The organism is uncultured Sphingomonas sp., from assembly GCF_913774285.1.
GTDB lineage: Bacteria > Pseudomonadota > Alphaproteobacteria > Sphingomonadales > Sphingomonadaceae > Sphingomonas.
Genome location: NZ_CAJYHX010000025.1, coordinates 34,639 through 56,402, shown reverse-complemented (window position 1 = coordinate 56,402; position 21,764 = coordinate 34,639). Strand labels below are relative to the sequence as shown.

20 protein-coding genes are annotated in these 21,764 nt (G+C 68.1%); 13 read left to right on the top strand and 7 right to left on the bottom strand.

Annotation, left to right across the window (positions count from 1 at the left end; genetic code table 11):
* Positions 1-7: 7 nt before the first annotated feature.
* From QZ670_RS12205 to QZ670_RS12190, 4 genes are all read right to left on the bottom strand, one after another.
* Complete coding sequence (locus QZ670_RS12205) at positions 8-943, bottom strand: hypothetical protein (protein ID WP_294255683.1); 936 nt, start codon at positions 941-943, stop codon at positions 8-10.
* A gap of 50 nt (positions 944-993) precedes the next feature.
* Positions 994-2,673 (bottom strand): beta-xylosidase, encoded by a 1,680-nt coding sequence (locus QZ670_RS12200; RefSeq protein ID WP_294255681.1) that lies wholly within the window; start codon positions 2,671-2,673, stop codon positions 994-996.
* Between the two features lie 90 nt (positions 2,674-2,763).
* Positions 2,764-3,300, bottom strand: coding sequence for a DUF3142 domain-containing protein (locus QZ670_RS12195; RefSeq protein WP_294255678.1), 537 nt, complete (start codon positions 3,298-3,300; stop codon positions 2,764-2,766).
* Positions 3,301-3,472: 172 nt separating this feature from the next.
* Positions 3,473-5,548: a hypothetical protein gene (locus tag QZ670_RS12190; RefSeq protein ID WP_294255675.1), complete on the bottom strand. Its 2,076-nt coding sequence runs from the start codon at positions 5,546-5,548 to the stop codon at positions 3,473-3,475.
* A 510-nt stretch (positions 5,549-6,058) separates the two neighbouring features.
* On the opposite strand from QZ670_RS12190, the gene QZ670_RS12185 reads away from it, so the two are divergent.
* From QZ670_RS12185 to der, 13 genes are all read left to right on the top strand, one after another.
* Positions 6,059-7,321, top strand: a complete 1,263-nt coding sequence (locus QZ670_RS12185) for a YceI family protein (RefSeq protein WP_294255672.1) — start codon at positions 6,059-6,061, stop codon at positions 7,319-7,321.
* A 77-nt stretch (positions 7,322-7,398) separates the two neighbouring features.
* Positions 7,399-8,850, top strand: coding sequence for an aldehyde dehydrogenase (locus QZ670_RS12180; protein ID WP_294255669.1), 1,452 nt, complete (start codon positions 7,399-7,401; stop codon positions 8,848-8,850).
* A gap of 9 nt (positions 8,851-8,859) precedes the next feature.
* A complete protein-coding gene (locus tag QZ670_RS12175) occupies positions 8,860-9,333 on the top strand; it encodes a DUF3237 domain-containing protein (RefSeq protein ID WP_294255666.1) in 474 nt (157 codons plus the stop codon).
* A 29-nt stretch (positions 9,334-9,362) separates the two neighbouring features.
* The gene (locus QZ670_RS12170) at positions 9,363-10,199 is read left to right on the top strand and encodes a p-hydroxycinnamoyl CoA hydratase/lyase (RefSeq protein ID WP_294255664.1); all 837 of its coding nucleotides are present in this window, start codon (positions 9,363-9,365) and stop codon (positions 10,197-10,199) included.
* 17 nt (positions 10,200-10,216) lie between these two features.
* Positions 10,217-12,352: an acetate--CoA ligase family protein gene (locus QZ670_RS12165; RefSeq protein WP_294255661.1), complete on the top strand. Its 2,136-nt coding sequence runs from the start codon at positions 10,217-10,219 to the stop codon at positions 12,350-12,352.
* A 43-nt stretch (positions 12,353-12,395) separates the two neighbouring features.
* Positions 12,396-13,694: an MFS transporter gene (locus QZ670_RS12160; RefSeq protein WP_294255659.1), complete on the top strand. Its 1,299-nt coding sequence runs from the start codon at positions 12,396-12,398 to the stop codon at positions 13,692-13,694.
* Positions 13,695-13,726: 32 nt separating this feature from the next.
* Entirely contained in the window at positions 13,727-14,137 is a 411-nt protein-coding gene (locus QZ670_RS12155; RefSeq protein ID WP_294255657.1) for a GNAT family acetyltransferase, read from the top strand.
* 6 nt (positions 14,138-14,143) lie between these two features.
* Positions 14,144-14,491 (top strand): ArsC family reductase, encoded by a 348-nt coding sequence (locus QZ670_RS12150; protein ID WP_294255654.1) that lies wholly within the window; start codon positions 14,144-14,146, stop codon positions 14,489-14,491.
* A gap of 138 nt (positions 14,492-14,629) precedes the next feature.
* Positions 14,630-15,007 (top strand): hypothetical protein, encoded by a 378-nt coding sequence (locus tag QZ670_RS12145; protein ID WP_294255651.1) that lies wholly within the window; start codon positions 14,630-14,632, stop codon positions 15,005-15,007.
* 129 nt (positions 15,008-15,136) lie between these two features.
* Positions 15,137-15,997, top strand: a complete 861-nt coding sequence (gene panB, locus QZ670_RS12140) for a 3-methyl-2-oxobutanoate hydroxymethyltransferase (RefSeq protein ID WP_168844381.1) — start codon at positions 15,137-15,139, stop codon at positions 15,995-15,997.
* Between the two features lie 73 nt (positions 15,998-16,070).
* Positions 16,071-16,787 carry a tetratricopeptide repeat protein gene (locus QZ670_RS12135; RefSeq protein ID WP_294255644.1) on the top strand — a complete coding sequence of 239 codons (717 nt, stop codon included), beginning with the start codon at positions 16,071-16,073 and terminating at the stop codon, positions 16,785-16,787.
* Entirely contained in the window at positions 16,784-18,115 is a 1,332-nt protein-coding gene (locus tag QZ670_RS12130; RefSeq protein WP_294255640.1) for a PQQ-like beta-propeller repeat protein, read from the top strand. Before QZ670_RS12135 ends, QZ670_RS12130 begins: the two co-directional genes overlap by 4 nt.
* A gap of 124 nt (positions 18,116-18,239) precedes the next feature.
* Positions 18,240-19,607: a ribosome biogenesis GTPase Der gene (gene der, locus QZ670_RS12125; RefSeq protein ID WP_294255637.1), complete on the top strand. Its 1,368-nt coding sequence runs from the start codon at positions 18,240-18,242 to the stop codon at positions 19,605-19,607.
* A gap of 152 nt (positions 19,608-19,759) precedes the next feature.
* On the opposite strand, the gene bfr is transcribed toward der, so the two are convergent.
* From bfr to QZ670_RS12110, 3 genes are all read right to left on the bottom strand, one after another.
* Positions 19,760-20,242, bottom strand: coding sequence for a bacterioferritin (bfr, locus tag QZ670_RS12120; RefSeq protein ID WP_294255634.1), 483 nt, complete (start codon positions 20,240-20,242; stop codon positions 19,760-19,762).
* A gap of 70 nt (positions 20,243-20,312) precedes the next feature.
* Positions 20,313-20,483, bottom strand: a complete 171-nt coding sequence (locus QZ670_RS12115; protein ID WP_010545522.1) for a (2Fe-2S)-binding protein — start codon at positions 20,481-20,483, stop codon at positions 20,313-20,315.
* A 33-nt stretch (positions 20,484-20,516) separates the two neighbouring features.
* Positions 20,517-21,761 carry a DUF418 domain-containing protein gene (locus QZ670_RS12110; RefSeq protein WP_294255629.1) on the bottom strand — a complete coding sequence of 415 codons (1,245 nt, stop codon included), beginning with the start codon at positions 21,759-21,761 and terminating at the stop codon, positions 20,517-20,519.
* Positions 21,762-21,764 lie beyond the last annotated feature (3 nt).

The window sequence follows — 21,764 nt, the reverse complement described above, 5'->3', positions numbered from 1 at the left end:
GGCGCGGTCAGTCGATGCGCTTCTTGCGCACCGTCCACGCCGCGTCGGTGCAGAGCCGGCAGTCGGCGCCCTGGAACCAGCGCGCTGCGGCCCTGTCGCCGCGCAGCTGCCATTCCAGCCAGGCGACATCCACCGGCGTCACCCGTCCGCCATTGGCATCCTGGAAGGTGCCGCCATGGCCGACATCGATGCTGGCGAGCACCGCCGGCACCGTGTCGATCCGGTCGAAATCGTCATTGCCGTTGGGCCAGGCGATGTCCGACGGGCCGCCCATGATGTAGAGCACGGGCGTGTGCAGCCGCTGCAGCGCCGCCTTATCGATGGTGATGCCGCGGATCGGGTTGGCGCCGTCCTTGAAAACCCCGCTATTGTGGACGATCACGGCGCGCACGCGCGGATCGGGGGCGATCTCCAGCGCCTGCAGCCCGCCGCAGCTGTGGCCCGAGACCGCGACCAGGCGGGGATCGATGCGGCCGAAGAATCGGCTGCCGCGCCGTTCATTCTCCGCCAAGGCCCAGTCGATCCCGGCGGCGACCTGCGCGGTCGTCGTCTTGATGCCGAGCGGGCCGGGTGGGGGCGGGCTCTGCGGGCGCGGCGGGGCGCCGGGGCCGGTCAGCACCCGGCCGGCGGCGATCACCAGATAACCATGCGAGGCAATCTCGGCGAGGTGCAGCCGCACGCTCGCGCCGTCGTCGCTGCACGCGCCGTTGCCCCACACCAGCACACCCAACTTCTTGGCCCCGAGCTTCGACAGGTCGGCCGGCTGGTAGAGAACATGGTCGGGCAGCGCGGGATCGGTGCGCTTGATGGCAGGATAGGGGCCGGTTCCATGGGTGTCGGGCATCGCTTCGTAGGCTTGTCGCGAGGCTTGCAGGGCGGAGGCACCCGCCAACCCCAGCGTTGCCATGGCGACGATCGTCATCGCCGTTGCTGCCTGCTTCATCCCGCTTCCTCCCCCTGTCGGTCGATTGATACTACTGTTATGAAGCGAGACTATCGAGGCGTCACGACCAGAAGCGAGATGCCCTGTCGCGGCAGACGGAAGCGCAGCGTGGCATCCGCGGGGAGGGGCATGGGCACGGGGTCGATCGTCGCCAGTGCCGCGGCCTTCAGCAGCGCCGCGCGCTGCGCATCGCTCGGGGCAATCGGCGATCCCATCGCGCGCCACGCGGCGAACGCATTGGAATGGGTTTGGTCGATGCGATAGTGCAGCAGCCTCCCGCGCTTTGCGAGGGCAGGGTCCAGGCCGCGAAGCTGCAGCGTCACCGCGGCATCGGGCCCAGGCACGTCGTCGTCATGATAATGCCAGACCAGGACCGACAGCGTATCCCTCTGGAGGCTGGCCACGCTGCCGACGTCCGGCGCGCCGCGCACCCCGTCGTGCAGCACCGTGTCGAGCGGCGTCTGATGGTCCGAGCTGGCATGGACATGATGGCCCCGCATTTTCGCGAGCAGCTTGAACAGGTTCATCACCGGCAGGTCGATCCCGGCCGAGGTGAGTTGGCGGAAACCGGCGAAGGGCGGCTGGTCCTCGAACTCGAACGCCCAGGACAGCACGCCTTCCAGCGTCAGGCCGCGCCGGTCGGCCAACGCTTGTAGCCGGGGAAGCGCGGCGGCGGTGTAGCTCGAATACATCGTGCCGTTGCGATAGGCATTGGCCGGTCCCTGGCAGGCCGCACAGCCTTCGGGATCGGACTCGCCGATGATGATCGGCTTGGTCCGCCCCACCGGATCGGCGGCGATCGCGGCGAATTCGTGGTCGGCGGCACGCAGATGGGTGTCGAGCCCCATGCGGACATGGTTGCCTTGCGCGTCCGTCACCACCGCCGGCTGGCCCTTGGCGTGGAAGGAGAGGAAGTCGGTGGGCGTGCCCGCCGTATTCACATGGGCGAGGAAGGCGACGAGAAAGTCGTCGCCGGCGCCCGCGCCGTCCGGGCCCCCGACGCGCGCCTCAGGCAGGGCCCGGCGCACGCCGCGGATCGCGTGATCGTGCAGCCGAAAGAATTCCTCGCGGGTGCCGCCCCAGTAATATTGCGGAAGGTTGGCCTCGTTCCACGTCTCGAAATACCAGCTGGCGACCTCGGCGCGGCCATAGCGGGCGACGCAGTGCCGCACCCATTGGAACACCAGTTCCTCCCACTTGGCATAGTCGCGCGGCGGGTAGGCCCAGCCGGTGCGCAGCGTGCCGCTGCCGGGGCGCCAGTCGTGCTGATAGGGCTGGGGCCGGGTCGACATCGCCTCGGGCATGAAGCCGAGTTCGACATAGGGCTTCACGCCGCGGGCGCGATAGGTGTCGAAGATCCGGTCGACGATCGTCCAGTCATAGATCGGGCGGCCCCGCGCATCCTCGCGATAGATGCCGGTCGAGCCCCATTTGAGTGCTGGGGTTCCGTCGCCCGAGGTGAACAGGTTGTGGGTGCGGAAATAGACATAGTCGGGCATCAGCGCGCCGAGCGTGGCGAGCGTGGTACGGCCGTCCTTCATCGTCGCATAATTGGGCTCGTCGGCGCCGAAGAAACGCCAGACGGGCGCGACCGGGCCTTCGTCGCGCGCGGCATCGACCGTGATGGTGACCGGGATCGGGTCGGGGGCGGCGGCGGCAAGACCGGGCAGGACGAGCGACGCTGCGGCGAGCGTCCATGCCGCACGTGTCGCGAACCAGCGCATGGCCATCCCGCTGCCCTCCCTGCTTGTCATACCCATGGATAGGCGGATCCGATCAACGCGCAATCCCTTGTTTCCATTGGCGTTGTCAGGCCGGGTTCACGGATTCAGCAGAAACACCACATAGCCCTGGAAGCGCGGATTGGCGTTGAGGCCCGGCGGCGGGGTCCATTCGCCCCCCTGGAGCAGTCCGATCCGGAAGGGGATGGGCAGCCGACCGAGTTTCGCGACATAGCCCTGATACCCGGGGATGACGTGCCGCCCCTGATAGATCTGCACGACCACCTCGTCGACGACGTCTGCCAGCCTTGCCAGACCTTCGGGATCGCCATTGGCGCTCCAGTCGAGCAGCCCGGTGATGCCGAGCTTGTACTGCATGGGGAGCCTTGCCCGCAGCGCCTTCAGGAAGCTGGCATAGCGTCCCAGGTGGCGGGTCCGCGCGTCGAAGTCGATCTGGACGCCGGCGATCCGGTTTCCCGCCCGCTTCCAGCGTTCGAGTGCGGCAAGCAGCTGCGCGTCGATCTGCGGGGTCCAGGCGAGCGTCTCCACGCGCAACACCATCCAAAGTTCGGCATGGTGCACCCGCGGGACCGCCGGGCGCTGCGCGATCAGCCGCGGTGCGTCGCCGCCGACCACCGCGCCCTGCAGCAGATAGATCCGGCGGGCGCGGGCGAGCGCCGGCTGCGGCTTTACGCCTGCCCAGAGCCAGAAGGCGTCGTACCGGGTCGCATCGACCGCTGCGCCGGGCTGCGTCTGCGGCGGGGTCGCCGAGAGCAGCAGCGGCAGTGCCAGCAGCAGCCCGAGCCGCTTACCAATAATAGCGCAGCTCCTGCGCCCAGCGCGACTTGGGATAGTCGCGCTTCAGCCGCTGGAACCAGCCCTTGCGGACGAGCGGCTCGACGCCCTTGCCGCCACAGGAATTGTAGGCACTGGGGGCGTAGCAATTGACCGCACGGAACAGCGCATACGCCTTGTCGTCGGGCGATGCGCCGGGAGAGGCGATCACCGCCTGATACGCGTCCAGCCGCGAATAGGGGGCTCCGGCGAACCGGGTGGGCGTGCCGCCCAGCTCTTCGGCGGCGGGCTGGCTATCGAGGACGAACCCGTCAAAGCCGTTCACGCGGGTGAACTCGCCCAGGCAGAGCATCGCCTTGGCGTCGCTCGCCGCGGCGGCGAGCCGGCGCTGCGTTTCCGGAAAGGCCGGGCAGCCATAGTCGCCGAGCTTCTTGCTCCGAACGAACACCGCCGTCGGCAGTGATTTGGCATCGGCGAAATCGATGTAATAGTCCGATTCGATCGGCGCGCCGGCCGGGACTAGCCGCATGTCCTCGACGAAGTCGCGGTGCGAACCGCGCGTCGCTTCCTTGTAGAGGAGGGTGAACAGCGCGACGTCGCGCTCGTGCGCCGATGCGCCCGCGGCCTGCGCCTGCTGCCGCAGCAGCTTCGCGTCGGCGACGTTCATCAGCAGCCGATCGCGGATTTCCTGCGAGCGGATCGGCGAGTCGTGCGCGAACACACGGGCGAGCCCGTCGTGCCGCTCCTCGTGCAGCGCAAGCGCCAGCTCGACCGCGGGGCGCTGGCCAGGTGCCTTGGCGCCGCTGAGCAGATCGATCCAGAAGCCGCGGGCGTTGCGATCGGCGCGCGCCTCCAGCGCCATGCCGCGCAGCATCTGCCGGCTGAACTCGAGATAGCTGAAACTGGCCTGATGCGACGCATCGGGGAGGAGCTGCAGCACCTCCTGCGGCTGCCCGCTGAAATGATAGGCATGGGTCGCCTGGAGGAACGCGAACAGCGCCGGGTTCCTGGCGAATTTGGCGCGCTGGGCATCGAGCGCGGCGCGGGACAGGGCATCGCAGCAGGATTCGCCGCGTTCCCCGGTGCGCATGTGCATCAGGTCGAACGCGGCAAGCAGGATCGGATCGTGCAGCGTGTCGGCGGTGGCACCCGCCAGCAGCTTGGCGTCGATCTCCTGCGCCAGCGACACCGCATCGATCCCGCGCTGCGCATCCGGCAGCGCGATCAACGCGGCATATTCCGCCTCCAGTCTCTCGCGGTCCTTCGCCAGCCAGTAGACGCGGCGCAGCAGCCCGCGCGCCGAGAAAAAATAATCGCCCTTGGGATAGGCCTTCATATAGCTGCGCAGGGCGTTTTCCGCCTCGGCTACCAACTTCGGCGCGATCTTCGCGCCCTCCTTGGGCGAACCATATTCGTCGTAGTAATCGACCTGCGCCCGGTTCACCGCGACGCGGCCGAGCATGTAGCGCCCGGTTTCGCGCAGCCACGGATCACGGGCGCTGCCGAGCGACGCGAACCGTGCCGCGGCGCCATTAAAATCGCCGGCGTAGAAGGCGGCCGCGCCGTCGAGATAAGCGGCGAAGGCCTTGCCGGCCTCCGACTTCGCGCCGTTCACTGCCGCGACCAGCGCGGTCGTGCCTGCGGTGCCCTGCGCGCAATCGGGCTGCAGACCCTGCCGGGCGGCGATCAGTGCGGCCCGCTCCACCTCGGGCACCTTGGCATTGGCGCGGATGGCGGCCTCGAAACTCGACGCGCCCGCCACGTTGCTGCGGCAGCGCGACCCCTCGCCGTCGGAGAAATATGGGCTGCCGCCATCGGCCGAGCGCGGCATCAGCAGGGCGATATCGAGGAACACCGACGGCTTGGCTGGCGCCACCAGACGAGCTGCGCCCGGAAGATCGGCGAGCAGCAGCGCGAGATTGGTCCGGCTATCGTTGCGCGGCCCGAGCATCGCCAGGTCGTCGCAACCGCTGTAGACGGCGGCGTTGAGCTTCCAGGTGGGGCCGCAGCTGTAATCGCCGCTTGCATGCGCAGGGGCGCTCCAGAGCGCGCCCAGACCGAGCAAGAGGAAGAGAACCATTCGGATCATGCTGCGCGCCCCCGTAAAAGTTGCGGGCGTGCGCCTACCGCAGCGGCAGGCGCCGCGCCATAGCCGTTGGCGTGCAGCAGCAGCTCGTCGTCTGTCTCCGGATCCACACGAGCAATGTACGGCCAGCGGCCTGAAGGGGATGCTGCAGAACCGCGTCGCCATTGGACCACGGCACCGGACGGCACGGTCGCGTTCACCAGCCATGCCGAGGTGGCAGCAGTGAATGCGGTGCTGCGCCGGCTCGATCCGGTACCCGAGAACGTGCCCGCGCTGTCTGTCAAACCGGTCGCTTGGGCAAACGGTCCCGCGTCCCGCCAGCGCCGCGACCGCGCTCCCGCCCGGAAAGGATCGGCCGCTGCCGCTGGAACCCACCGTTTCCGGCTGGCACACTTGCCGACTGCCGGGCCATCGGCGCAACATCGGGTCGTTGCGCTATCGACTCCGGCATCGGGTCCCGCGCTTCCGTGCGCCGCACCGGGCTGCGCGCGTTACCGAAGAACGAGGCGAGGCGTGGCAGATCTGAAACAACGATATAGCGGGATCGCGATCCTGCTCCACTGGGCGCTGGCGCTGTTGCTGCTGTTCCAGCTCGGGCTCGGCTGGGCGCTGGAGGATCTGCCGAAATCCTCGCTGTTCGTGGCGTTCCAGTTCCACAAGTCGGTCGGCATCCTGATCCTGGTGTTGTCGCTCGCGCGGCTGCTGGTTCGCCTGTTCGTCTCGCGGCCGCCTGCGGAGGGTGCACCCGCGCTCAAGCTGCTGGCGAGCGTGGTGCATTGGGGGCTGTACGGCGTGATGATCTTGGGGCCGATCACCGGCTGGATCATCGTCTCCACCGCGCGGGTGAAGCTGCCGACGCTGCTGTTCGGCACGATCCCCCTGCCGCACCTGCCGCTGGGCACGGCGTGGAACGAGCCTGCCGAGACGATCCATGGGCTGATCGGCTGGCTGCTCGCCGGGCTGTTCGTGCTGCACGTGGCGGGCGCGCTGCGGCACCACCTGCTGCGCGACGATCTGATCGGCCGGATGATGCCGGCGGCCTTGTCGCAGCGCCCGGCGCTGTCGATTGCGGTGTTGGTGGCGCTGGCAGCGTGCGTGTCGGCGTTCTTCGCCGGTTCGTGGCGCTACAAGGGCCATGCCGAGGTGCCCAAGCCCTCCGCCCCGCTGCCCACGCCAGGCTCGACGCCCGAGCTGCCGGCCGCCCCGGCACCCACTCCGGAAGCCTCGGCCAGCCCCGAGCCCACGCCGTCGCCGTCGGCCTCTGCGACCGATGCCGCCATGCCGGTGCGCAGTTGGAAGGTGTCGCCGGGCGGCACGCTCGCCTTCCGCACCGTCTATAGCGGCGAGACGATCAACGGGCGCTTCGCCCGCTGGACCGCCGACATCCAGTTCAGCCCCGACGACCTCGCCCATTCCAAGATCGCGGTCGACATCGACCTCGCCTCGGTGAGCAGCGGCGATTCGGAGCGCGACGACACGCTGAAGGGGGATGATTTCTTCGGTACCGCCGCGCACCCCAAGGCCCGCTTCACCGCGACGCGGATCCGCAAGCAGGGTAACGGCTATGTCGCCGACGGCACGCTGGCGCTGGCGGGCGCGACCAAGCCGATGCCGGTGAGCTTCACGCTCAAGATCGACGGCGACCATGCCCAGGCGAGCGGCACCGCCACGGTCAAGCGCCTCGCCTTCGGAGTCGGCAAGGGCCAGTGGAGCGACCCCAGCACCATCCCCGACGCCATCGCCGTGACGTTCCGCTTCGCCGCCGACGCGAAATAAATCGGACGCGATGCCTCTTGCCTGTTCTGCGATAAAAGCTATGCTGCATAACAATAGCACGCAGGACAGGAGAGGTCATGTCTGCAAGCCGAGTTCCGCTGAGCGTGGGCGGTGCCCCGCGCGAGGCCGCGCGTACCTTCGAGCGCCGTAATCCCGTCACCGGCGAGGTGGCGACGATCGCCGCCGCTGCGGGCACGGAGGATGCGCTCGCCGCCGTTGCCGCTGCGCAGGCGGCGTTTCCCGCCTGGTCCGCGCAGGGCCCCAATGCCCGCCGCGCGTTGCTGACCAAGGCAGCCGCCGCGATGGAGGCCCGCGCCGACGCGTTCGTCGATGCGATGATGGCCGAGATCGGCGCGACCGAGGGCTGGGCCCGCTTCAACCTGATGCTCGCCGCCTCGATGATCCGCGAGGCCGCCGGGCTCACCACCCAGATCAGCGGCGAGGTAATCCCGTCCGACAAGCCGGGCTGCATCGCCATGGCGGTGCGCGAGCCGGCGGGCGTGGTGCTGTCGATGGCGCCGTGGAACGCGCCGATCATCCTCGCCACGCGCGCGATCGCGGTGCCGCTCGCCTGCGGCAACACGGTGGTGCTGAAGGCAAGCGAGCAATGCCCGCGCACCCATGCGCTGATCATCGAGGCGTTCGTCGAGGCCGGGTTCGGCGGCGGCATCGTCAATCTCGTCACCAACGCGCCGGAAGATGCCGGCGAGGTGGTCGGCGCGATGATCGACGCGCCCGCCGTGCGCAGGGTGAACTTCACCGGATCGACCGGGGTGGGACGGATCATCGCGGTGCGGTGCGCGCAGAACCTCAAGCCGGTGGTGCTCGAACTCGGCGGCAAGGCGCCGCTGATCGTGCTCGACGATGCGGATCTGGACGAAGCGGTGAAGGCCGCCGCGTTCGGTGCGTTCATGAACCAGGGCCAGATCTGCATGTCGACCGAACGGATCATCGTCGTCGATGCGGTGGCGGATGCCTTCGTCGAGAAGTTCAAGGCCAAGGTCGCCACGATGGCGGTGGGCGATCCGCGCGAGGGCAAGACTCCGCTGGGCGCGGTGGTCGATACCAAGACCGTCGCGCATGTGCAGAGCCTGATCGACGATGCCGTCGCCCAGGGCGCGGCGCTGGTGAATGGCGGCGCGGCGAACGGCGTGCTGATGCCCGCCCATGTCGTCGACAGGGTCACGCCCGCCATGAAGCTGTTCCGCGACGAGAGCTTCGGCCCCGTCGTCGGCGTGATCCGCGCCCGTGACGAGGCGCATGCGATCGAGCTCGCCAATGACACCGAGTACGGCCTGTCCGCCTCGGTCTTCACCCGTGATGCGGCGCGGGGGCTGCGCGTGGCGCGGCAGGTCCAGTCGGGCATTTGCCATGTCAACGGCCCCACCGTGCACGACGAGGCGCAGATGCCGTTCGGGGGCGTGAAGGCCTCGGGCTACGGCAAGTTCGGCGGCAAGGCAGGGATCGAGAGCTTCACCGAACTGCGCTGGATCACGCTGGAGACCCAGCCCGGCCATTTCCCGATCTGAGCCGATAGCATGACCGGCCCCTCCGCTCCGCCGCCCGGCCTCGTCTTCGCCTTCTCGGCGCATGTCGAGATCGCGCCGCCGGTGGACCGGGGGCAGGTGGACGGCGGCCGAGCACGCTTCATCGCGATCACCGGCGGCCGGATTACCGGTCCCCGGCTGACCGCGACGGTGCTGCCGGGCGGCGGCGACTGGCAGCCGATCCTGCCGGGCGGCGTCACCCGCGTGCTCGCCCGCTATTTCCTGGAGGCGGAGGACGGCACCGTGATCGGGATCGAAAATCCGGGCCTGCGCGTCGCCAGCGAGGCAGTCACCGCCCAGCTGGCGCGCGACGAGCCGGTCGAGCCCGATGCCTATTATTTCCGCACCACGCCGCGATTCGATGTGGCCGAGGGGCCGCACGCCTGGTTGGCGCGCACCGTGTTCGTCGCGCGCGGCATCCGCCGGCCGACGCATGTGATCATCGACTTCTACTGCGTCGAATGACGCCGCATTTTTCAGAAAGGCAAAGCAGCATGACCGATCCGACCCAAGACGCCACCGTTGCCTATGACGTGATCGACGGCATTGCCTGGGTACGCTTCAACCGTCCCGAGAAGCGCAACTGCATGTCGCCGCGGCTCAACCGCCGCATGATGGAGGTGCTCGACGAACTCGAATATCGCGACGATGTCGGCGTGCTGGTGCTGAGCGGCGAGGGCACCGCCTGGTCCGCGGGCATGGACCTCCAGGAATATTTCCGCGAGAACGAGGCCAAGGGCCTGGGCGCCACGCGTGGGGCCCAGCGCGAGGCCTATGGCTGGTGGCGGCGGCTGCGCTGGTACCACAAGCCGACCATCGCGATGGTCAATGGCTGGTGCTTCGGCGGCGGCTATGGCCCGCTGTTCGGCTGCGACCTCGCCTTCGCGGCGGAAGAGGCGCAGTTCGGCCTGTCGGAGATCAACTGGGGCATCCTGCCCGGCGGCGGCGCGTCCAAGGTGATCGCGGAGCTGACCGGCTTCCGCAACGCGATGTACCACGCGATGATGGGCGAGAATATCAGCGGCAAGAAGGCCGCCGAATGGGGTCTGGTCAATGAAGCAGTGCCGCTGGAGGGACTGAAGGCCCGCGTCGAGGAAGTGGCCAAGGTGCTGCAGGCCAAGAACCCGGTGGCGCTCAAGGCTACCAAGGATGCCATCCGCCGCGTCCGCGAGATGACCTATGACAATGCCGAAGACTATCTGATCCGCGCGCAGGAGGCGGCCAACAGCTATGACAGCGAGGGCCGCAAGGAAGGCATCAAGCAGTTCATCGACGACAAGACGTACAAGCCGGGCCTCGGCGCGTACGACAAGTCCAAGCACAACGCCTGAGACCGGGGAGGGCACCGATGACCGTCGATACGCTTTGCCCGCCATCCGCCACCACCAACGGACTCGCGCTCGATCGGCTGTTGCGGCCGAAATCGGTCGTGATCGTCGGCGCCTCGGACAAGCCCGGGGCGCTCGGCGCCTCGGTGCTTGCCAATCTGGAGCGCAACGGCTTTGCCGGTGCCATCCACCTGATCAATCCCAAGCGGGATACGATCGGTGGGCGGGCCTGCCTGCCCAGTGTGGACGCGCTTCCGGAGGGCGTGGACGCCGCCGTGCTCGCCATTCCGCGCGCCGGGGTGGTGGAGACGATCAGAGCGCTCGCCGCCCGCAAGGTGGGCGCGGCGATCGTCTTCTCCGCCGGCTTCGCCGAAGGCGGCGAGCAGGGGCTGGCCGACCAGCGCGAGATCGCCCGCATCGCCGCCGAGGCGGGCATGGTGATCGAAGGCCCGAACTGCCTGGGTCTCGTCAACTATGTCGAGCGGGTGCCGCTCACCTTCGTCGAAACTACCCTGCCCGAGCGCGGGCCGGGTGCGGGCATCGGCATCGTCTCGCAGAGCGGGGCGATGGCGGCCGTGCTCGCGACGACGCTGCTCAGCCGCGACCTGCCCGTCACCTTGTCGGTCTCGACCGGCAACGAGGCGGCGAGCGGGGTCGAGGATTATGTCGACTATTGCGTGGACGATCCGGACACGCAGGTGATCGCGATGATCGTCGAGCAGTTCCGCAAGCCGCAGCGTTTCCTGGCGGCGGCGCGCAAGGCGCGGTCGGCAGGAAAGCTGGTCGTGCTGCTGCACCCCGGCAAGAGCAGCGCGGCGCGTGAATCCGCGGCGACGCACACCGGCGCGATGGCGGGCGACTATCAGCTGATGCGGGTGATGGTGGAGCGCGCGGGCGTGGTCTTCGCCGAGACGCTGGAGGAACTGGGCGACATTACCGAGGTCGCCGCGCGCTGCCCGGCGCTGCCCGGCGGCGGCACCGCCGTGCTGGGCGAATCGGGCGCGTTCAAGGCGCTGACGCTTGATCTGTGCGAAGGGCTGGGCGTCGACCTGCCGGCGCTCGACGACGCCAATGCGCCGGCGCTGCGCGGCGCGATGCCGGACTTTGTCGGCGTCAGCAACCCGCTCGACATCACCGCGCAGGGGCTGGTCGAGCCCGACATGTACTATCGGCTGCTCAAGGCGCTGGGCGCCGACGACCGGTTCGGCTGCGTGGTCGCGGGGATCATCCTCACCGATCCGGCGACGGTGGCGATCAAGCTGCCGCCGATCCTGCGTGCGGTGGAGGAAGCGCCGCTCACCAAGCCGCTGATCTTCGCCGGGCTCGATGAAGGCGCGCCGCTGGGGACGGAGAACATCGCTCGGCTGCGTGCGGCGGGGGTGCCGTGCTTCGCCTCGACCGAGCGGGTGTTCCGCGCCATCGCCCGGCTCTCGGCACATGCGGCGCGGGATTTCGCCGCCTGCGATGCTGATCCGCTGGCCTGCGAAGACCTGCCGCTCGGCGGGGTGGTGCCCGAATATCGCGCCAAGGCAGTGCTGGCGCCGCTGGGACTGCCCTTCCCCAAAGGCGGCTTCGCCCGCACGGCGGACGAGGCGGTGCGGATCGCCGAAGAAATCGGCTATCCGGTGGTGCTCAAGGCGCAATCGGCCGAGCTCAGCCACAAGAGCGATGCCGGTGGCGTCGTCCTCAACCTCGCCGACGAGGACGCGCTCCGCGCCGGCTGGCGCAAGCTGCACGGCGATGTCGGCCGGCACCGGCCGGACCTGACGCTGGACGGCGTGCTGGTGGAGGGCATGGGCAAGCGGGGTGTTGAGCTGATCGTCGGCGCCAAGCGCGATCCCGAATGGGGCCCGGTGATCCTCGCCGGGTTCGGCGGCGTGACGGCAGAGATACTGCAGGACGTGCGGCTGCTCCCCTGCGACCTGACGCCGGAGGCAATCGAGCGCGAGCTGCACCAGCTGAAGAGCGCGGCGATCCTGCGCGGTTGGCGCGGCGCGCCGGCGCTCGACGTTCCTGCCGTCGCTGCGCTGATCGCACGGCTCGCGCAGGTGCTGATCGCCGAACCTGCCATCCGCGAGGTGGATTTGAATCCGGTGGTGGTGCACCCGTTGGGCGAAGGCGTGGTGGCGCTCGATGCACTGATGCTCACCGCCTGACGAACGAAAAGGGCGACGAAAGCCCTGGAGGAGAGGTCTGGACATGGCAGAGTCGCCTGGAATCCTGCAGCGGCTCGACGAGGCGCCGCTCAGCCGCACGCAGGTACTGGCGATCCTGCTCTGCCTGCTGCTCAATGCGCTCGACGGGTTCGACGTGCTGGCGATCAGCTTTGCCTCGCCGGGCATTGCTGCCGAATGGGGCATCGGGCGCGCGGCGCTCGGGCTGGTGCTGTCGATGGAGCTGATCGGCATGGCGGTGGGTTCGGTGCTGCTCGGCAGCTATGCCGATCGCGCCGGGCGTCGGCCGGCGATCCTGCTGTGCCTCGCGATCATGGCGGCGGGCATGCTGGCTGCGACCTTCGCGCGCAACCTGCAGATGCTCGCCGTGTTCCGGCTGTTCACCGGGCTCGGCATTGGTGGCATGCTCGCCTGCACCAATGCGATGGTGGCGGAGCTTGCCAATGCCCGTACCCGCAGCCTGGCGGTGGGGCTGATGGCCTCGGGCTATCCGGTCGGCGCGATCGTCGGCGGGGCGATCGCTGCGCAGTTGCTGGTCGGCGGAGACTGGCGGCACGTGTTCCTGTTTGGAGCCGGCATGACGACGCTGTTCCTGCCGCTCAGCTGGTTGCTGCTGCCCGAATCGATCCGCTACCTGATCCAGCGACAGCCCGTGGGGGCGCTCGAACGGGCGAACCGGCTGCTGGCGCGGATGGGACAAGGTGCGATCGACGCGCTGCCGCCTCGTGCCGAGGCGGGGGCCAAATTGCCGCTGGCGCAGCTGTTCGCCGGGCCGCTGGCGCGCACGACGGTGCTGCTGACCATCGCCTATTTCTGTCATATCATGACCTTCTACTTCATCCTCAAATGGGTGCCCAAGATCGTGGTCGACATGGGCTATCCGGCATCGCAGGCGGCGGGGGTGCTGGTCTGGGCCAATGTCGGCGGGCTGGCGGGCGCGGTGCTGCTCAGCGTGTTGAGCTGGCGGCTGCCGCTGCGGGGGCTGCTGGTGGTGGCGCTGATCGCGGCGACTGCGATGGTGGCGCTGTTCGGCCAGGGGCAGCGGGATCTGGCCGGTCTGGCGCTCGTCGCGGGGATTGCGGGGTTCTGCACCAACGCCGGCGTGGTCGGCATGTACGCGCTGATCGCCCAGAGCTTCCCCACTGCGGCGCGAGGGTCGGGCACCGGCTTCGTGATCGGGGTGGGGCGCGGCGGCGCGGCGCTGGGGCCGATCGTTGCCGGGCTGCTGTTTTCGATGAATCTCGGGCTGCCGGTAGTCGCGCTCGCGATGGCGGGCGGCTCGCTGGTCGCGGCGCTGGCGTTGCTCGGGCTCAAGCGGGGATAGCGGGCGACGTCTCTGGCCGATAGGCTGGGCAGATGAGGATACAGGAAGCAGGCGTAGCGGATCGCGACGCCGTCATCGCGCTGTGGCGGGCCGCCGGGCTCACCCGTCCTTGGAACGATCCCGTCGCCGATTTCGACCGCGCGGTTGGCCGGGCCGGCTCTACCATCCTGCTCCTGCGGGACGGCGACACCTTCCTCGGCACCGCAATGGTCGGCGAGGACGGGCATCGCGGCTGGGTCTATTATCTCGCCGTCGCCGAGTCGGCGCGGGGGCAGGGGCATGGCCGCGCGCTGATGGCCGCCGCCGAAGCCTGGCTGCGCGCGCGGGGCTGCCCCAAGCTTCAGCTGATGGTCCGCGACGGCGATGATGCGGCGATCGGTTTCTATCGCGCGTTGGGTCTGGAGGTGCAGCCGGTTGTGACCCTCGGCCGTTTCCTCCACTAAGCGCGCATGACCATCGCGCTCTACGGAATCAAGAATTGCGACACGATGAAGAAGGCGCGGGCCTGGCTCGACGCCAACGCCATTCGCTATGTGTTTCATGACTATAAAGCCGAGGGCGTCGATCCCGCGCGGCTCGATCGCTGGATCGCCTCGGAGGGATGGGAGCCATTGCTGAACCGCACCGGCACCACCTTCCGCAAACTCCCGGAGATGGACAAGACCGACCTCGATTCGGCCAAGGCACGCGCGCTGATGATTGCACAGCCGTCGATGATAAAACGACCGGTTCTGGAATATCCGGGCGGTTTGCTGATCGGATTCGCGGCAGAACGCTATGCCCGCGCGTTGCTCTGAGCACGAAAAATTAACGGATTCGTGGCCTAACCACCGTGTTTATCCTAAATTAACACGATAAACGAGACAGGTTACTGGGATCGCATGGCGTCTTATATTCGACAACGGCCAGCCAGCTGGTTTCGCACCGTCGCAACGATGCTGGTCCTGTGGGGGCTGTTCGGCTGCCTCGTCTTCTACGCGCATGCGACGCTGTCGCTGCCGCGCGGCGCCGAACTGAGTTTCTGGAATTGGGAGTATTATCAGGCGGTTCCGCGCTGGTTCCTGGTCGATTACGCGATCGGGGTAGGTGCCAGCCTGCTGGGCTCGCTGGCCATGCTGCGGCGCTCGCGCAAGGCGAATATCCTGTATGTGGTCTCGCTCGCGGCGGTGATCGTGCAGTTCGGCTATCTGTTTGCGACCGGCGGGCTTTCCGGGCCGGTGCAGGCCTTCGTGATCCCGGCCTTCATCCTTGGCGTCGCCATTTTCCAGATCTGGCTCGCCGGCATGGCGACGCGGCGGGGCTGGCTGCGGTAGGTCGCTTGAAATCCGCTGCCGGGCAGCAAGAATACCGCAATTCCATCAAGCATACGTCGGTCGTCCCCGCAAAGACAGGAATCCGGGCAGCACTGGCAACGCCGCCCGCGACCCGCTAGACCGCGCGCCATGTCGCACCAGCTCACGCTCGATACCGCCACCAGCCGCGCCAATCCCACGCCCGCGCCGATGAAGCGCGTCACCGTGCCGGCGATCCGCAAGCGCAAGGGCGGCGCGCCGCTGGTGATGCTCACCGCCTATACCGTCCGCATGGCGCAGCTGATGGACGAGGCGTGCGACATGCTGCTGGTCGGCGACAGCCTGGGCCAGGTGATCTACGGCCTGCCGTCCACCGTGCCGGTGACGCTCGAGATGATGGCGGCGCACGGCGCGGCGGTGGTGCGCGGCAGCTATCACGCATTGGTCGTCATCGACATGCCATTCGGCAGCTACGAGGCCTCGCCCCAGCAGGCGTTCGAGAGCGCCGCGCGGCTGCTTAAGGAAACCGGCGCGGCGGCGGTGAAGCTCGAAGGCGGCGCGGCAATGGCGCCGACGGTCAAGTTCCTCAACGAACGCGGCATCCCGGTGATCGGCCATATCGGCCTGACCCCGCAGGCGATCAACGTGCTCGGCGGCTATGGCGCGCGCGGCCGCAGCGAGGCGGAGCATGCCAAGCTGGTCGGCGATGCGGTGGCGATGGACGAGGCGGGCGCCTTCGCGATCGTCGTCGAAGGCGTGGTCGAACCGATCGCGGTGGAGATCACCAAGGCGGTGAAGTGCCCCACCATCGGCATCGGCGCCTCGGCGCAGTGCGACGGCCAGGTGCTGGTCGCCGAGGACATGCTCGGCCTGTTCGAGCGCACCCCCCGCTTCGTTAAGCGCTATGACGATCTGGCTGGCCGCATTTCCGCCGCGGTTGAAACCTATGCGGGCGAGGTACGGTCGCGGGCCTTTCCGGGACCGGATCAGGTCTATGCGCCGAAGGACTGACGGAGTAGGGCGATTTGCGTTCACGGGACGCGGCGCTAAGGTCCGCGGCCGCATCAGACCCATGGAGTAGATTTTGGCGCTTCCTCCTTCCGGTACCACCGACGAGGCCTTCCTTCGCGAAGTCGACGAGGAATATCGGCGCGATCAGCTGATCCGCGCCGGCCGTCGCTATGGCATCTGGGTCGCGATCGGCGTGGTGGCCTTCCTCGTCGCCGTGGCCGGCTGGCTGTTCTACGATCACAGCCAGCGCACCGCCGCCGAAGCTCGCGGCGAGGAATATGACGCAGCCCTCCAGCTTGCCGCGCAGAACCAGGTCGGTCAGGCCCAGCCCGGGCTCGACAAGCTGGCGCAGGGCACGGACGGCTATGCCGCGATGGCGCGCTTCACCCAGGGCAATTTGCTGTTCCAGCAGGGCGACAAGAAGGGCGCAGCGGCCAAGTTCGCCAGCATCGTCACGGACGCCAAGCTCGCCCAGCCGTTCCGCGATCTGGCGCTGGTTCGGCAGACCCAGGCCGAGTTCGACACGCTCAACCCGCAGGACGTGATCCAGCGGCTCGGCACGCTCGCCAACCCCGATTCGCCGTGGTTCGGCACTGCCGGCGAGATGGTGGCAGCCGCCTATCTGAAATCGGGCAAGCGCGGCGAGGCCGCCAAGCTCTATCGCCAGCTCAGCGAAGCGGGCACCCGCGTACCGGATTCGATCCGCGAACGCACCGCCGAACTCGCCAAGACGCTTTCGGTCACGCCCACCGCGGCGACCGTTCAGACCCAGGAAAAGCAATCTAAATGAACACGAAGGTTCGCGTTGTAACGGCAGTTGCCGCGCTCGCGCTGGTGAGCGGCTGCGGCGTCTTCAAGGGCAGCGGCGGCAAGAAGACGCCCGTGCTTGGCGAGCGCGTGCCGATCCTGGTGACCGAGAACGACATCAGCGCCGACAAGACGTTGGCGGGCATCGAGGTCCAGCTGCCCGAGGCGGCGGTGAACGAGAGCTGGAGCCAGCCCGGCGGTAGCGCCTCCAAGGCGATGGGCCATCTCGCGCTCGGCGATTCGCTGTCGCGCGTCTGGTCGCGCCAGGTCGCCAAGCCGTCGAAGAGCCAGCGCCTCGCCGCCTCGCCGGTGATCGAGGGCAACAAGCTGTTCGTGATCGACCAGGCGGGCACGGTTCACGCCATGGCCGCCGATACCGGTTCCGAGCTGTGGAGCGCGCGTACCGGCACCGGTGAGGACAAGCGCAGCCGCGGCGCGCTGTTCGGTGGCGGCGTCAGCGTCGACGGCGACCATGTCTATGCCTCGAACGGTCTGGGCGACGTGGTCGCCCTGCAGGTCGCCGATGGCAAGGAACTCTGGCGCAAGCGCCCCGGCGGTCCGCTGCGCGGTGCCCCGACGCTCGCCAACGGCAACGTCTATGTGGTGACGCAGGACAACCAGCTGTTCGCGCTGACCCAGGACAAGGGCGACATTTCGTGGACGGCGACCGCCAGCCTCGAATCGCAGGGCGTGTTCGGCGTCGCGGCCCCGGCTTCGGCGCAGGGCACGGTGATCGCCGGCTTCTCCTCGGGCGAGCTCAACGCCTATCGCTACGAGAACGGCCTGTCGCTCTGGGGCGACGTGCTTACCCGCAACACCATGACCACCTCGGTCTCGTCGCTGTCGGACATCGATGCCGAGCCGGTGATCGACCAGGGCCGCGTCTATGCGCTGGGCGAGGGCGGCCGGATGGTCGCGGTGGACATCACCAGCGGCTCGACTTTGTGGGAGCAGAGCATCGGCGGCCTGGCTTCGCCCTACGCCGTGGGCGAGTGGCTGTTCGTCGTCACCGACGATGCGCGCCTGCTCTGCCTGTCGCGTAGCAGCGGCAAGCCGCGCTGGATCGTGCAGCTGCAGAAGTACAAGAACGAGAAGAAGCTGAAGAACCCGGTCGCCTGGAAGGGTCCGATCGCGGCCGGCGGCCGTCTCGTGCTGATCAACACGCTGGGCCAGATCGTCTCGGTGTCGCCGAAGGACGGCAGCATCCTCTCCACCAAGGAGACCAAGGATCCGCTGTCGCTGGCGCCGGTGATTGCCAACAACACGCTCTACCTGCTCGACGACAAGGGCCGCCTGAGCGCCTATCGCTGAGCCTGCTGCCCCGGCCGCGTGCCGGGCAGACTATCCATCAAGGGGGCCGGGGCGCAGCGCTCCGGCCCCTCTCGTTTTTCCGGCGACTTTGCGTCGCCCTTTCGTCTGCGTTAGAGAATCGATCATGCCTTTGCCCACCGTCGCCATCATCGGACGCCCCAATGTGGGCAAGTCGACGCTGTTCAACCGGCTGGTCGGAAAGCGCCTCGCGCTGGTCGACGACCAGCCCGGCGTCACCCGCGATCGCCGCGAGGGCGATGCCAATCTGCTCGGCCTCGAGTTCCGCGTGATCGACACCGCGGGCTATGAGGACGAGGATGCGGCGACGCTCCCCGGCCGGATGCGCGCGCAGACCGAGGCGGCGGTGCGCGAGGCCGATGTCTCGCTGTTCCTGATCGACTCGCGCGCGGGCGTGACTCCGCTGGACGAGGAAATCGCCCGCTGGCTCCGCTCCACCGATCGCCCGGTGGTGCTGATGGCCAACAAGGCCGAGGGCCGCGCTGGAGAATCGGGTGTACTGGAGGCGATGGCGCTGGGCCTCGGCGATCCCATCCCCTTCTCGGCCGAGCATGGCGAGGGCGTGGCAGACCTGTTCGAGGCGCTGCTGCCGCATGTCGACCGTGACGACGAGGAGCCCGAAGAGGATCCGGAAAGCCCCGACGCGCCGCTCAAGCTGGCGATCGTCGGCCGCCCGAATGCGGGCAAGTCCACGTTGGTCAACCGCATCCTCGGCGAGGACCGGATGATCACCGGGCCCGAGGCGGGCATCACGCGCGATTCGATCTCGATCGATTACGAATGGACCGACTTCGAGGACAAGCCGCGCAAGGTGCGGCTGGTCGACACCGCGGGCCTCCGCAAGAAGGCGCGGGTCGAGGAGAAGCTGGAGAAGCTCTCGGTCGCCGATACGCTTCGCTCGATCGACTTCGCCGAAGTCGTGGTGCTGCTGCTCGACGCGACGCGCGGGCTGGAGGTGCAGGACCTCAAGATCGCCGACCGCGTGCTGCAGGAAGGCCGCGCGCTGATCATCGCGCTCAACAAGTGGGACGTGGCGGAGAACGCGTCCAGCCTGTTCAACGGCGTGAAGGGCGCGCTGGACGAGGGGCTGGCGCAGGTGAAGGGCGTGCCGCTGCTCACGGTCTCGGCGGTAACCGGCAAGGGGATCGACACGCTGATGCGCGTGGCGTTCGAGACGCGCGACGCCTGGTCGCGCCGCGTGTCGACCGGCCAGCTCAACCGCTGGTTCGAGCGCGCGATCGAGGCGAACCCGCCGCCCGCTCCCGGCGGCAAGCGGATCAAGCCGCGCTACATGACGCAGAACAAGACGCGCCCGCCCAGCTTCGTGCTGTTCGGTACGCGGGTGGATTTGCTGCCGATGAGCTACCAGCGCTATCTGATCAATGGCTTGCGCCGGGAATTCGATTTCGGCGCGGTGCCGGTGCGGCTGGTGCTGCGTGCGCCGAAGAACCCGTTCGACCGGGAGAAGGAGTAACACCTCCTCCCACCTTCAATTCTCCCCTCCCGCTTGCGGGAGGGGCAGGGGGAGGGTCAGTAAGGGTAGCGGGCGATGTCGTTGAAGAAAGAACCTCCACGTCACACCCTCCCCTAACCCCTCCCGCAGGCGGGAGGGGGATTAGAAGGCGCTTACTCCGCCTCGGCCGGCTTGCTGTTGAGCTGGATATAATTCTCCAGCCCCATGCGCTCGATCATGTCGAACTGGCGCTCCAGCGTGTCGACATGTTCTTCCTCGCTCTCGAGGATCTTGAGGAACAGGTCGCGGCTCACGAAGTCGCGCACGCTCTCGCAATGCTGGATCGCGTCGCGCAGCACGGCGATGGCCTCGACTTCCAGCGCCAGATCGGCGCGGAGCAGCTCCTCCACCGTCTCGCCGATGCGCAGACGGCCGAGCAGCTGGAAATTGGGCAGGCCGTCAAGGAACAGGATGCGCTCCGACAGCCAGTCGGCATGCTTCATCTCGTCGATCGATTCGTGGCGCTCGAATTCGGCGAGCTTCTGCACGCCCCAGTGATCGAGCATGCGATAGTGCAGCCAGTACTGGTTGATCGCGGTGAGCTCGTTCTTGAGCACCTCGTTCAGATACTCGAGAACCTTGGCGTCGCCCTTCATGTGCAGATCCCTTATCGTTCGGGCGACAGCCTAGCCGCGAAACGATCGGGACGGAACCGGGGAAGTGCGCTCAGGCGGCAGCCCGTTCCTCGGCGATGATGGCGCGGGCGAAGGGAACGCACTGGCCGCACTTGGCCTGGCAGCCGAGCGCGCGATAGGCCTGGCAGGCACTCTGCGCACCGGATCGCGCCGCTTCCCGGACTTCTCGTTCCCGCAGGGCATTGCACACGCAGACGACCATCGACAGTCCCTCGATTCTCTCGCTGCGAGGGATTTAGTGCGACTGCGAGCGATTCGCAAGGCTATTGCGAATGGGTTGCAGGCTGCCCCGCGCCAGGCTGCGCCACAGCCACTCTAACGGCCCGTAGCGGAAGACGGTCAGCCAGGGCTGCGACCAGAGCAGCAGCAGCGCCCAGACGCCGAGCACCACCGGGTAGAGCTGCCACCGCGAGAGATGGCCGAACCAGCCCATGCCATAGCCATCGAAGACCCAGACGCAGAGCAGGCTGGTCGCGAGATAGTTGGAAAAGGCCATCCGCCCCGCCGCCGCCACCCGGCGGGTGAGCCAGCCATCGGGTCGTGCGGCATAGAGGATCAGGCAAGCCCAGCCGACGATCATCACTGGCCGCACCAGCCCGGGCAGGGTCACCGCCGCCATCAGGACCGCGAACAGGCTGAACTTCGCCGCGACCAGCCAGATCGCCAGCAGCACGTAGACGGGCAGGGCGATCGCCCAGCAGCGCAGCCACCAGCGCCGGTAGGTTGCACGCGACCACGCGCCCGCGAGCAGCCCGCTGCGCAGCGCCGCCATCCCGAACAGCATGTAGCCCAGCGTTTCCCAGCCGTAGAGCGTCAGCATCGCGAAGGGGCTGGTCGCATATTCGCCGAAGCGCTGGCCGACCACGCCGGCATAGTCGCCGCGCCGGATCGCCAACTCGGTGGCGATCCGGGACGCTGGCGGCACTCCGAACGCGTCGACCAATGCCGTATATTCGTTCTGTGTCTGCGGCGGCAGCAGCGACATCCGCCAGGCATCGTGGGCGAGCATGCCGAATATGGCGGTGGTCGCGAGCACCAGCACCGCCCCCAAACTCACCAGCCGGGAGATCGGCAGCTTGCGCAAGGGAAAGGCGACCATGCCGACCAGTGCATAATGGGCGAGGATGTCACCGTGCCAGACCAGCCATAGGTGCGCGAGGCCGAACAGCAGCAGCCAGCCCATCCGCGCATAGTGCGCGCGTGCCGGGGCGCGCCCCGCGGCTTCCGCGGCATCGGTCACGATCAGCAGCGAGGCGCCGAACAGAAAGGAAAAAAGCCCCCGCATCCGCCCGTCGAAGAACAGGAAGTTGACCAGCCAAGCGACGAGATCGGCACCGTGCCAGCCGCCATAGGCGCGCGGGTTGAAATAGGCTGCATCGGGCATGCCGAAGCCGACGATGTTGAGCAGCAGGATGCCGAGCAGCGCGGTGCCGCGGACAAGGTCGAGCGAAAGCAGGCGGGAGGAGATAGGGGGATGCACCCG